This is a genomic window from Streptomyces sp. NBC_00094, assembly GCF_026343125.1.
Classification (GTDB): domain Bacteria; phylum Actinomycetota; class Actinomycetes; order Streptomycetales; family Streptomycetaceae; genus Streptomyces.
In genome coordinates this window covers 6,846,391-6,858,907 of the sequence record NZ_JAPEMB010000001.1, presented here as the reverse complement: position 1 = coordinate 6,858,907, position 12,517 = coordinate 6,846,391, and the positions used below count along the sequence as shown (strand labels likewise).

Annotated in this window: 10 protein-coding genes; all 10 read right to left on the bottom strand. The window is 70.5% G+C overall.

Features of this window, described 5'->3' with window-relative positions:
* Nucleotides 1–2 precede the first annotated feature (2 nt).
* On the bottom strand, nucleotides 3–2,027 hold the full coding sequence (locus tag OG580_RS30605) for a PQQ-binding-like beta-propeller repeat protein (protein ID WP_267046878.1): 2,025 nt from the start codon (nucleotides 2,025–2,027) through the stop codon (nucleotides 3–5).
* Between the two features lie 120 nt (nucleotides 2,028–2,147).
* Nucleotides 2,148–3,119, bottom strand: coding sequence for a hydroxyacid dehydrogenase (locus OG580_RS30600; protein WP_267048192.1), 972 nt, complete (start codon nucleotides 3,117–3,119; stop codon nucleotides 2,148–2,150).
* An 84-nt stretch (nucleotides 3,120–3,203) separates the two neighbouring features.
* Complete coding sequence (locus OG580_RS30595; protein WP_267046877.1) at nucleotides 3,204–4,157, bottom strand: carbohydrate ABC transporter permease; 954 nt, start codon at nucleotides 4,155–4,157, stop codon at nucleotides 3,204–3,206.
* Nucleotides 4,154–5,050, bottom strand: a complete 897-nt coding sequence (locus OG580_RS30590) for a carbohydrate ABC transporter permease (protein ID WP_267046876.1) — start codon at nucleotides 5,048–5,050, stop codon at nucleotides 4,154–4,156. Before OG580_RS30590 ends, OG580_RS30595 begins: the two co-directional genes overlap by 4 nt.
* 104 nt (nucleotides 5,051–5,154) lie before the next feature.
* Nucleotides 5,155–6,468, bottom strand: a complete 1,314-nt coding sequence (locus tag OG580_RS30585) for an ABC transporter substrate-binding protein (protein ID WP_267046875.1) — start codon at nucleotides 6,466–6,468, stop codon at nucleotides 5,155–5,157.
* A gap of 135 nt (nucleotides 6,469–6,603) precedes the next feature.
* Complete coding sequence (locus tag OG580_RS30580; RefSeq protein ID WP_267046874.1) at nucleotides 6,604–7,695, bottom strand: substrate-binding domain-containing protein; 1,092 nt, start codon at nucleotides 7,693–7,695, stop codon at nucleotides 6,604–6,606.
* A 199-nt stretch (nucleotides 7,696–7,894) separates the two neighbouring features.
* Nucleotides 7,895–10,132: a SpoIIE family protein phosphatase gene (locus OG580_RS30575; RefSeq protein WP_267046873.1), complete on the bottom strand. Its 2,238-nt coding sequence runs from the start codon at nucleotides 10,130–10,132 to the stop codon at nucleotides 7,895–7,897.
* Nucleotides 10,129–10,461, bottom strand: a complete 333-nt coding sequence (locus OG580_RS30570; RefSeq protein WP_267046872.1) for a hypothetical protein — start codon at nucleotides 10,459–10,461, stop codon at nucleotides 10,129–10,131. The genes OG580_RS30575 and OG580_RS30570 overlap by 4 nt, the downstream gene beginning before the upstream one ends.
* A gap of 228 nt (nucleotides 10,462–10,689) precedes the next feature.
* Nucleotides 10,690–11,355: a response regulator transcription factor gene (locus tag OG580_RS30565; protein WP_267046871.1), complete on the bottom strand. Its 666-nt coding sequence runs from the start codon at nucleotides 11,353–11,355 to the stop codon at nucleotides 10,690–10,692.
* Nucleotides 11,346–12,482 (bottom strand): sensor histidine kinase, encoded by a 1,137-nt coding sequence (locus OG580_RS30560; protein WP_267046870.1) that lies wholly within the window; start codon nucleotides 12,480–12,482, stop codon nucleotides 11,346–11,348. Before OG580_RS30560 ends, OG580_RS30565 begins: the two co-directional genes overlap by 10 nt.
* Between the last annotated feature and the right edge of the window lie 35 nt (nucleotides 12,483–12,517).

The following is a 12,517-nucleotide window of genomic DNA, read 5'->3' as shown; positions in this document are numbered from 1 at the left end:
GATCAGATCACCGGCCTGTCTTCGACGCGGACGAGGTGGTGGCCGCGCATCGTGTAGAGCAGGCCCCGGCTGTCGGCGTTGACGTGCGGGCCGCTGTACCAGGCGCCGTTGATCTCGGGGACGACGGTGCTGACGGCGAACGTCTTGGGGTCGAAGCGGAAGAGGGTGGTGTCGGAGACGCCGTAGACGATGCCGCGGCTGGTGACCATGGCGGCGAAGCCGGGGCAGAGGGCGCGGTGGTCGGCGGTGTGGATCACCCGGCGGATGGTGACGTCGACGACGAAGAAGCCGCCCTTGCGCGTGAGTCCGTACAGGTGCTTGCCGTGCACTGCCAGTGCGGCCGTGCCCGTGGTCAGGGTCGCGGGGAGGTCGATACGCCACAGCTCGCGCCCGGCGACCGGGTCGAAGGCGACGATCGTGCCACGAGGCCCCTGCGTGGTGGGGTTGTCGCCGCCGAGGAACGCGACGCCTTCCCGGGTGGCGACGGCGCGCACCAGCTGGGTCGCGTCGACCGGGTTGATGTAGGCGGCCTTCTTGCCGGTCTTCGTGGAGTAGGTCCACAGGGAGCCGCCGCCCTCGGTGTCGGACTGCGCGCCGACCAGCAGGAGCTCGTTGACGGGGTCGTGGCAGACGTCGAGCGGACGGTTCTGTTCGCTCGGGAACGCCGCGAGCTGGTGGGGCTGTTCGTCGCGCGTGGGGTCGTACGTCCACATGCCCTGCGAGCTGTACTGGCCGGTGTAGAGCACCCCGTCCAGCACCTGGGCGTCCTTCGCCTCGCCGGGTGCCCGGAGGTTGACCACCTTGCCGTTGCGCAGGTCGTGGCGTGCGATGCCGTTGTTGCCGCCGACGTAGACGAACCGGTGGTCGGCGGCGATGCCCATCGTGGTCTGCGGAGTGACGGGTGCGCCCGCCTGGCCGAGGTCGGTGACGACGGACGTACCGGCGGACGTGTCGATCTCCGCGACGAAGCCGTAACCCGAGACGACGGTCAGCTTGCCGCCGGCGTGGTCCAGGCCCCAGATCTCGCCGAGGTCGCCGTCGAACGCGACGGGGGCGACGACCTTGCTCACCGTCGAGTAGGAGTGCAGGCCCGCATCGGTGGCGAAGTGGATCAGGTCGCCGTGCGCGGCCAGGTTCTTGACCACCTTGCCCGTGGTGGGCGTCACGGTGTACGAGGAGAGGTCGGCGAGGTCCATGACGGCGAGCTTGGCGGGCTCCGTCGATCCCGAGGTGCTGACGGCGAGGCGGCCGCCGAAGACCGCGAGGTCGCGCAGGCTGGGGTCCTTCTCCATCTCCGGCGGGGTGACGTTGGTGAAGGTGCGCGCCGCCCGGTCGTACGCGTACAGCGAGGCCTTGCTCGCTCCGTCCCCGCCGGCCAGGACGCTGCCGGCGCCGAAGAAGACCGCGGTGTCCGTGGCGGCGACGGCCCTGGCCAGGGTGGCCTTCGGGTCGGGGATGCCGAGATTGGTCACCGCGCCGGTGCCCGGGTCGTACATCCACAGCGCGGGCGCCTTCCCGGGGATCCCGCCCACCGCGTACACGGTGCCGTCCGGGGCGACGGCGAGGTCGCGGATGTCGCGGTCCTCGGTCCGGCCGACACCCACGGCGGGCTTGTCCGGGGTGGTCAGGTCCCAGCGGAAGATGTTCGGCTTGCCCTCGTCGCCCTTGGTCAGGATGCCCGCGTACAGGTACCTGCCGGTGGAGTCGGCGGCGAGCGCCTGGACCGAGTGGCCCACGCCGAGGACGGTCTGGGACACGACCTTGCGGGTCGGCAGGTGGAAGGCGATCACCCGGGTCGGTTCGAGGTTGCGGGACCCGATGTAGACGGTGTCACCGACCTGGAGCGCGCTCATGAGCGCGAACTGCTCGATGCCGGGGCCGAGGTCGGTGATGCGGGTGCAGGGTCCGTCGGCCGTGGCCGTGGCCTGTGCCGGTGCGGTCAGCAGCTGGGCCGTGGCGGCGGCGAGCCCGACGGCGCCACCTGCCTTGAGGAGCTGACGTCTGCCTATCGACGAGGGACGGTGCATGGGGGGACTCCTTGGGTCGTCGTGCGGGGACACGGAGAGGGAGGAGCGAGAGCCGTGGTGGGGAGCTCACGGCAGGGGTCGGCCGGTCCCCGGACGGACGGAGTCCGGGGACCGGACGTGTCAGGCCGACGTCGCGAGGGCGGCGTGGCGCACGGCGTGCGCGAACGGCTCCCCGGCGCAGTAGCGCTCGACCTCGTCGATGGCGCTGCTGGTGATCCGGTGGAGTTCGCCGCCGAGCGATCCGGCGATGTGCGGGGTGAGGAGAACGTTGGGCAGGGAGTAGAGCGGCGAGGTGGCGGGGAGCACCTCCGGCTCGGTGACGTCGATGACCGCACGGATGCGACCGGTCACGGCTTCGGCGGTGAGGGCGTCGGTGTCGACGAGGGATCCCCGTGCCGTGTTGATCAGCGTGGCGCCGTCCCGCATCAGTGACAGCCTGCGCGCGTCCAGCAGGTGGTGGGTCTCCGGCAGAGCCGGCGCGTGCAGCGAGACGACGTCCGAGCCGGCGACGAGTTCGTCGAGGCCGACGTGCCGGGCGCCCAGCTCCGCGGCCTGCGCGGCGTCGACGTGGGGGTCGGCGAGCAGCAGGTCGAGGTCGTAGGGCCGCAGCAGTTCGAGGACCTTGCGGCCCACGAGGGACGCGCCGACCAGGCCCACGGTCCGGCGGTAGTTGCCGAACCCGGGGAACCGCTGGGACCAGTCGAGGGCGGCACGGTGGTCGCGATAGAGGCCGCCGATGTCCAGGACCCGCTTGTTGGCGAAGAGGATCGCGGCGACCGTGTACTCGGCGACGGGGACGGCGTTGGCGGCGGCGGCCGAGGAGACCACCAGTCCGCGGTCCCAACAGGCCTGCGTCACATGGTGCTTGACGCTGCCCGCCGCGTGCACGATCGCCTTCAGCGCCGGCGCCCGTGCCAGGATCTCCTCGTCGAGGACGGGGCAGCCCCAGGACGTGATCAGGATCTCCACGTCCTCAAGGGCCGGCTCGTCGGTGAGGTCCTCGGCGACGTGGTCCGGGTCGATGTCGACGTACGCCGCCAGGCGCCGGATCTCGGCGGGCGGGAACAGCGCGTCCCGGTGGCGCCGCCCCATGGCGAACAGGGCGCGGGGGCGAGCGGTCGCGGTCGTGCTCGCGGTCGGGTTCGAGCGCATGGGTGCATTCCTCACGGTGGCGACCTACTTGACGGCGCCGGCGGTCATGCCGGACTTCCAGAACCGCTGCAGCATCAGGAAGACGGCGATCAGCGGGGCCACGGCCACGAGCGAGCCGACGACGGCGAGCAGGTAGTCCTCGGGATGGCCTTGGGTGAGCGCGGACGAGTACCAGACGTACAGGCCGAGGTTGACCGGGTAGAGGTCCTGGTCGGAGAGCATCACCAGGGGGAGGAAGAAGCTGTTCCAGATCTGGGTGAACTGGAAGAGGAAGATGGTCACGAAACCGGGCGCGATCATCGGGAACGCGATGCGGCAGAAGGTCCGGAACTCACTGGCCCCGTCCATCCGCGCCGCTTCCAGGACCTCGTCCGGCACGTACGACGCGCTGAAGACCCGGGCCAGGTACACGCCGAACGGGAAGACGAGGCCGGGGATGAACACGCCCCAGAACGTGTTCACGAGGCCGACTTTCGCGGCGAGCAGGTACAGCGGGATCGCCATCGCCGTACCGGGCACCATCACGCCCAGCAGCACCAGCGAGAACAGGCGCTCCTTGCCGGGAAACGAGAGCTTGTCGAACGCGTAGCCGGCCGCGACGCTGAACACCGAGGCCAGGAGCGCCCCGACACCGGCGTACAGCACCGTGTTGATCAGCCAGCGCAGGTAGACGCCGCCGTCCGCCGTGAACAGGTGCCCGAGGTTCTCGGTGAGACGGGTCTCCTCGCCGAGCGCAAAACCGTTCGTGCCGAACAGGTCCTCACGGCTCTTGGTCGAGGACATCAGCAGCCAGGTCAGCGGCAGCAGGGTGTAGACGGTGGCGAGGCCCAGCATCGCCGTGACCCCGGCCTTGGACAGCAGGGCGGACGGTGACTTCACAGGGCGGCCCTTGTCTCTACGAAGCGCCGGGCGACGGCCGGACGACGGCGGCGTCACGGGCGCGGGGGCCGGAGCGTCGAGCGTGGAGGACTTGGTCACGACGTGCTCCCGCGGCGTGAGATACGGGTGACGGCGAACGACAGCACGGCGGCGAACAGGGCGATCAGCAGGGAGGCGGCTGCCGCCAGGCCGAAGTCGTTGTTCTGGAAGGCGGCCGTCTGGACGTACATGTTGGGGGTGAAGCTGCTGCCGATCGCGCTGGAGGCGTTGTAGATGACCTTCGGTTCGGTGAACAGCTGGATCGAGCCGATGACCGTGAACAGCACGGCGAGGGCCACCGCGGGGTAGATCATCGGGACCTTGATGGACAGCGCCGTACGTATGGCGCCGGCGCCGTCGACCTTCGCCGCGTCGAGCGTCTCGCGGGGCACGGCCTGCAGAGCGGCGTAGAAGATGACCATGTTGTAGCCCATCCACTCCCACACGGCGATGTTGGCCGCGGAGAACACGGCGTTGTCGACCGACAGGAAGTCGACGTCGATGCCGCCGGACTCCAGGAAGTCGATCACCGGGCTCAGGCCGGGGGTGTAGAGGTACACCCAGATCAGCGCGGCGATCAGCCCCGGCACCGCGTGCGGCAGGAACAGCGCCAGCTGGAAGAACGACCGCGCCTTCGCCAGACCCGAGTCGAGCAGCAGGGCCAGGACCAGCGATCCGCCGATCATCACGGGGATGTAGACCGCGCAGTACACGGCGATGACGAGGAACCCGTCGCGGAACGCCTCGTCGGACAGGGCGCGGGCGTAGTTGCCCAGCCCCGAGAAGACGTTTTCGGTGCCGCCGAACCCAAGGCCGGAGGTGCGGGTGGTGAACAGGCTCAGCCATGCCGCGTACAGCAGGGGGGCGAGGGTGACGGCCGCGAACAGGCCGAGGAACGGGGTGAGGAGCAGTGCGGCGGTCCGGCGCTGACCTCGGGCGGATGGGCTTGCCATACCGGCCTTCCTTGGGTGAGGCGGGGGGGGGAGAGCGTGGTGCGGGAGGGAGCCGGGGACGGCCCGCCGCGTGGGCGGGGCCGACCCTCCGGGCTGCGGGCTCCTTAAGGGGCGGTGACCGTCAGGCCGCGCTGCTTCATCTGCGCGACCGTGGCCTGCTCGGCGGTGGTGAGGACACCGGGCAGGGTCACCGTGCCGCCGGCGACCTTAGGGAGCTGGTCGACGATGGCGGTGTTGGTGGCGCCCATGACCGGGCCCCAGGTCCAGCCCGGCAGGATGGCGTCGTAGGACCGCGCCATGAGGGAGTAGATGTCCTGCCCGCCGTAGTAGTCCGTCTTGAAGGCCGCCTTCGTGACCGGGACCAGCTTCGGATCGGCGGGAAACAGGCTGCTGGTGCCGGAGGACACCCAGGCCTTCATGCCCTCGGGGTCGGTGGTGATCCACTTGATGAACTCGGCGGCGGCACCGCTGTTGTCGGCCCCCTTCGGGATCACGAAGGACGAGCCTCCGTACATGCCCGAGGCCGGCTTGCCGTCCCAGGTGGGCACGGGCGCCACGGCCCACTTGCCCTTCTGGTCGGGGACGGTCGCCTGGAGCGCCCCGGCGCACCAGCTGGCGCAGATATAGGCGACGGTCTGGTTCTTCTGGACGCTCGTCCAGAAGGGGTCCAGCTGGCTCAGCGAACGGATCCGGTCCTTGCGGGCGAGGTCACCCCAGTAGGCGGCGACCTTGTTCGACGGGCCGTCGTCGACGGTGACCTTCCAGGAGTCCTTCTCGGTCGAGAACCACCGGCCGCCGGCCTGCCAGGAGAGCGCCTCCAGGACCCCGGGATTGTCGGTGTAGAGGACACCGCCGCGGGCGGCGGGGTCGGCCTTCTTCACCTGCTCGGTCATGTTCCGGTACGCGTCCCACGTGGTGGGGACGTCGATCTTGTGCCGGTTGAAGAAGTCCTTGCGGTACATCATCATCAGCGGCGCCGCGTCACGCGGGACGCCCCAGGTCCTGCCGCCGAGGTCGACCAGCTGCCGCGCCGCTTCGGGGAACCGCTCCTTCACCACCGGGCCGAGGGTGCCGCTCAGGTCCTCGACCTTGCCCTGGGCCGCGAACTCCGGCAGGTGCGGGTACTCGACCACCGCGACGTCCGGCACGGTGCCGGCCTTCACGGCGTTGGTGAGCTTGGAGTAGTACTCCTGGCCCGACGGGACCGTCTCGAAGGTCACCTTGATGTCCGGGTGGGTGGCGTTGAAGGCCTCGGCCACCTTGTCGGAGCCCTTGAGGAAGGACCAGAAGGTGACCTCGCCGGTCTTCTTCGCCTCGGTCGAGGAAGCACCCTGGTCCGCTCCGCCACCGCAGGCGGTGGCAAGCAGGGCGAGAGCCGTGACGGAGCCGGCCAGGACGGCCGAGGTTCTGCGAAGCATGATGTGCACCGATCGTTCGCTGGGGCGTTGACCGGAATCATTCGCCAGTGCATTCGCTTCGTCAATCCCCAAAGCTTCATTCGATAGATAACGAAGCCAATCGATGCGATGTGATGCCGCCTCCCCGTCGGCGTTCTACGCGCGCTCACCCGCTACGGCAGAGGCTCCACTGGAGTCCCGTACGCGCAGCTCCGGGCGGAGCAGCAGCTCGGCCAGGGGTGCGGCCGGATCGGCGAGTCGCCTTCTCATCAGGTCGACCGCCCACTCCCCCACGGCCCGCTTGGGCGGTGCCACGGCCGTGAGCGGCACATCGCTCAGCTCGGCGACCTCGTCGTCGTACGTCACGATCGCCAGATCCTCCGGAACGCGCAGCCCGCGCGCCTGAAGGAAGCCGACCAGGGCGACGGCATCGAGATCGTTGTGGACCAGGGCGGCCCGGACCCCACCCGCCTCGACCGCTCGCGCCAGCTCCTCGAACCACGCGGCCGACGCCGGTCCTTCGGCCGGGTCGACGCCGTATTCCGGACCCGCCGTCAGCCCGAGAGCCCGGCAGGCAGCCGTATAACCTTCGTGAATCAAAGGGGTGTTGGGGCTCTCCGCCCGGGCGACCAGGGCGATCCGCCCGTGCCCCAGCTCGGCGAGGTGACGGACCGCCAGGCCCGCTCCATAAGCGTGGTCCGACGCGACCTGCTCCAGCCGCCCGGCCTGCGAGCCTGCCCTGCGGTCCACGAGAACGACCGGTATCTCCAGGCCGGCCAGCCACTCTTCGGCCAGGCCCACGGGTTCGAGTCCGGCACGCGGCATCAGCAGCAGGCCGTCGACGCCCGCCGCGATCAGCCGTCGCACCTGCTCCTGATTGTCCGCCAGCGTCTCACCGGAAACCGCGAGCACGATGCGCACTCCCCGCGTGCGCGCGGCATCCTGCACTCCTCGGATGATCTCGGGGTAGTAGTAGCCCCCCGGTGGAACGATCAGCCCGAAGGCACCCCCCTGCCGCGTCCCGGGCCGGGGGACGGCAGGGGCGGCCACGACGGCCGCCTGCGCCGCGGTCGGCGACATGGCGCCGCCGTGGACGCGGACGATCAGCCCCCGGCCCGCCAGCTCCCGGACGTCCTGGCGCACGGTGACGGCGGAGACCCCCATCTCCTCCGCCGCGTCCTTCACCTTGATCGCTCCCCGGCGCTCGACCAGGCGAACGAGGACCTCACGCCGCTCTTCAGCCAGCACTCACGCACCCCCTCTCATCGCGAGCGAAGCCATTTGCTTTCACTCGACAAGTGAAAGGTATCAACCAAGCCGTGACACGTGTCGGTGTCGACATGGGCCGATGCCCCATCGGCCAGGGCACGCTCGGCGAATGTCGCGGGGGATCTGCTCGGCACCCGCTTCGCGGCTCAGCGGTAGGCGGCCCGGTCGAAGCGGCGCGTCAGCGACGGGGCAGATCCTGCTCCGTCCAGATGATCTTGCCCTCCCTGCCGTGCCGGGTTCCCCAGCGCTGGGCCAACTGCGCGACCAGCATCAGGCCGCGGCCACCCTCGTCGAAGAGGCGGGCCCGGCGCAGGTGAGGTGCCGTGCTGCTGGCGTCGGACACCTCGCAGACGAGGCTGCGGTCGTGAATGAGCCGGAGCCGGACCGGCGGTCGGCCATAACGGATGGCGTTGGTGACCAGCTCACTGACGATCAGCTCGGTGATGAACGCGCACTCCTCCAGTCCCCAGGCCGCCAGCTGCTCCGAGGCGTTCCGCCGGGCCCCGGCCACGGCCGCCGGGTCGGAGGGGATGTCCCAGGCGGCGACCCGGCCGACGTCGAGAGCGCGGGTGCGGGCCAGCAGGAGGGCGACATCGTCCTGGGGAAGGTCGGGCAGGAGTGCCCCGAGCACGGTGTCGCAGACCCGTTCCAGGGACGTGGCGGGTTGGGTCAGGGCATGACTCAGTACGTCGATCTCGTCGCCGGTGGTGCGGCTTCGGTGCTCGGTCAGGCCGTCGGTGTACAAGGCCAGCAGGCTGCCTTCCGGCAGTTCCAGCTCAACCGTCTCGAAGGGAAGTCCGCCGAGGCCCAGGGGCGGCCCGATCGGCAGATCGGGAGGAGCGGCCGCCGCGGGTGCGGAGCCTGCCACGGCGGGGAGGACGACACGTGGTGGCGCGTGTCCGGCGCTGGCCAGCGAGCAGACACGGGAGACCGGGTCGTAGACGGCGTAGAGGCACGTGGCGCTGATCTCGTCCTCGGCCGGCGACTCCTCCTGCTGGAGGCGGACGACGACATCATCGAGGTGGGTGAGCAGCTCATCGGGGGGCAGGTCGACGTCCGCGAGGGTCCGGACAGCCATCCGGAGCCGTCCCATGGTCGCGGAGGCGTGGATGCCGTGGCCGATCACATCACCGACCACGAGGGCGACGCGGGCCCCGGACAGCGGAATGACGTCGTACCAGTCTCCGCCCACCCCCGCGTGGGAGCCGGCCGGCTGGTACCGGGAGGCGACCTCCACGGCGGACTGCTCCGGTGGGTGCCGTTGCAGCAGGCTGCGCTGCAGGGTGAGCGCGGTGGAACGCTCGTGGGTGTAGCGGCGCGCGTTGTCGATGTACACGGCTGTTCGCTTGGTGATCTCCTGGGCGAGCAGCAGGTCGTCGTCGCTGAACGAGGCCGCCGTGCGGTGCCGGAAGAACTGGGCGAGGCCGAGGGTCTTCCCCCGGGCCTGCAGCGGCAGCACCAGCACGGAGTGGATTCCGTACTCGGCGACGACGGCCCTGTGATCGGGGCTCTGCGTCAGCCATGCCGGGGGCTTCGAGCCATCGAGGCGCCGGCGCCACGGCTGCCCCGTGGCCAGGACCTGCGCCGGCTCCGACCCTTCCGGGCAGATGTACGACTGACCGGTCTTGACGACGGAGTCCGGACAGCCTTCCCAGACGGACCGTTGCGCGACGCGGTGGAGGGTAGGAGGTCCGGGGGCCGGTTCGGCGTCCCGCTCCAGGAGCGCGGAGTCGAGCAGGTCGACGGCGACGAGGTCGGCGAAGTAGTCGGTGCCGACGGCGGCCAGCTCATCCGCGGTGCCGGCGATGTCCAGGGTCGTGCCCACCCGCACGTTGGCCTCGTTCACCAGGGACAACCGCCTCTGCACCCAGCGGTCGCGCTCCTCCTGGTACGCCGCGACCGCCTGCTCCGAGGTGCGGTCGATGAACGAGAGGATCATCCCGCTCAGCTTGACCGTCGCCGCGTTGATCAGCTCCGGGTCCTTCGTGAGCCGGTTCATCTCCGCGAGCATCGCGCGCAGGAGGCCGGCCTGCCCGTACCGGTACGTCCGCAGCAGGGTGCTGATGCGCCCTCCTTCCCGGGCGAACCTCCGGGCGTACTCCACGAAGGAGAGCGGCGCCTCGACCCGAGTGAGGTCGAGACCGTTCTCCAGGGCGTCACCCCACACCGCGATGTTGTCGGCGATGCTCGCCCCTCCCAGCGTGACGATGTCCTCGTACTCCGTGAGCTCGGGAACCTTCACGCTCAGGAGCTGCGACAGCTGGTCTGCCAGCTCGGCCGCCCGGGACACGACACCGCGAGCGGCCTTGGAAAGGATCACATCGACGTCGGACTCCACTACAGCAATGTAAGCCCGGCAAACCCGTGGCGCCCTGGCAGAGCCCGAGGGCTGTACCAGGCAGGATGCAGAGGTCATGCCCGGCCTGATCGGCAAGACGCCCCCTGGGCGGGGTGCGCGGTCCGGGGCCCCGCGGCGCGGGCCACGACGAGGAGGAAGAGTCCGCAGGCGGACACGAGCAGCCAACCCGGACGGGTCTCGGCGGCGAGGCGGACGGGGCCGTCGCCCGCGATCAGGCCACCGGCGACGGCGATGCCGACCGCCGCTCCGACCTGGCGCGCGGTGGAGGTGATCGCCCCCGCCACTCCGGCCCCGAGCGCCATGGGCAGGGTCGCGGCGCCGGTTGCGAGGGGTGTCCAGCCACGGGTGTGCTGCTGGAGGTAGAAGGTGTTGAGCAAGAGGGTCACGTTCAGCGCCACGAATACCGCCGTCGCGCCGAGCAGCGCCGTGACGAACGGCGGTCGGCGGAAGCGGCGTCCAGACGCTCATGGTGCCCTGGACGATGAGTTCGTCGGATGAACTCCACCAGGGCCGCGAACACGGGGAAGACCAGGCGCCCGCCGGGCGCGTGATCCGGCGTCGACCCGGCCGCACTCTGCTGCTTACCGATCTTGTTTCATCAATCGGTCGATCACTCAACAGGGGCCGGCTTCGGTGCCGCCGTGGCGGCGGAGGTAGGCCAGGACGGCGCGGACCCGGCGGTGGCCGCTGTCGCCGACCGACAGGCCGAGTTTGAGGAAGACACTGCCGATGTGTTTGTGGACGGCGTTGCCGGTGACGAAAAGCCGCTGGGCGATCGTGGCGTTGTCGTGCCCTTCGGCCATCAGAGCCAGGACCTCGCGTTCACGGGGAGTGAGGGCGTCGACCGGATCGCCGCGGCCGGCGAGGAGCTGGGCGATGACCTCGGGGTCCATGGCGGTGCCACCGGCAGCCACACGGCGCAGTGCGTCGGTGAACTCTGCGATACGGCTCACCCGGTCCTTGAGCAGATAGCCGATGCCGCCGCGGGTGTCCGAGAGGAGGCGGCCGGCGTATTCCTGCTCGACGTACTGGGACAGGACCAGGACGGGAAGTCCGGGGCGGTCGCGGCGGGCCCGGAGGGCGGCGCGGATACCCTCGTCGCGGAAGGTCGGGGGCAGCCGCACGTCCACGATGGTGACGTCCGGGCGGTGGGTCTCGACGGCGGCGAGGAAGCCGGGGGCGTCATCCGTGATCGCGGCGACCTCGAAGCCCTGGGAGCCCAGCAGGAGTTCGAGTCCGGAGGACAGCAGGACGTTGTCCTCGGCGATGACTACACGCACGGCAGCTCCACGGTGATGGTGGTCGGCCCGCCCGGCGGGCTGCTGATCTTCATGGTGCCGTCCAGGGCGGCGGCGCGGCGGCGAATTCCGTCCAGGCCGCTGCCTCTGGACGCGTCCGCTCCGCCGGTCCCGTCGTCGGTGATCTCTGCGGACAGCATCGCGCCGTTGAGGGTGACATGGACGGCGGCCTTGGTGGCTCGGCTGTGCCGGGCGATGTTCGCCAGCGCCTCGGTGACGGCGAAGTAGGCGACCGCCTCGACTGCGGCAGGGACCTCACCGAGCCGGCCGATGTCGATGCGGGTCGGCACGCCGGCCCTGGTGGCCAGGGTGCGGAGCGCGCCGACGAGGCCCTGGTCGGCCAGGACCGGAGGGTAGATGGTGCGGATGACGGAGCGCAGCTCGGTCATGGCCTCCTCGGTCTCGGCCTGGGTCTGCTGTACGAGCGCAGCGGCCGTGTCGGGGTCGTGGGGAAGGCTCTCCCCGGCCACGGCAAGCCGCATGGCGATGGCCACCAGCCGGGCCTGGGTGCCGTCGTGCAGGTCGCGTTCGATCCGGCGGAGTTCCGCGCCGTGCGCCTGCAGGACGTCTGTGCGCGTCCGGGTGAGTTCGGTGACGCGTGTGGCCAGTTGTTCCGCGGGAGTGGGTGCCAGGACTGCCAGGCAGCACCGCGCGTGCACCCGGGCGAGCGGTGGCAGGGCGATGGTCGCCAGCGCCGCCAGGAGCAGGAATTGTGCCGGACTGATCGTCAGCGCGAGGGCCCAGCTGTCGATACGGACACCGAGCAGCGGCAGCCGTGCCGGATCCGACGCGGGAAAGGCCCACCACCCCACGGTGATGCCGAGGATGAGGAGCAGGTTGCCCAGGCACAGCAGGGCGAGCATGCCCGCGGGCATGCCGGTGGCCACCTGGGTCACGAGCCACCCAAGGTCGCGGCGCAGGGAGCGTGGGCGAGGCTCCACCGGCCGGCCCAGCAGCGCCCCGGCGCGGCGGCGGTGGCGTTCCGCCCAGGGAGCTGCCAGCGACGGTACGCACAGCAGTGGCGCCGCCACGAGCGTCACCGTCGCGGTCATCAGGGTGCCGAGCAGGTAGCGTCCGCTGCGCCTGGCCCGGATCAAGGACTGGACCAAGGCCTGGAGCAACCGTGCGCGAGCTTTGCCGTCAA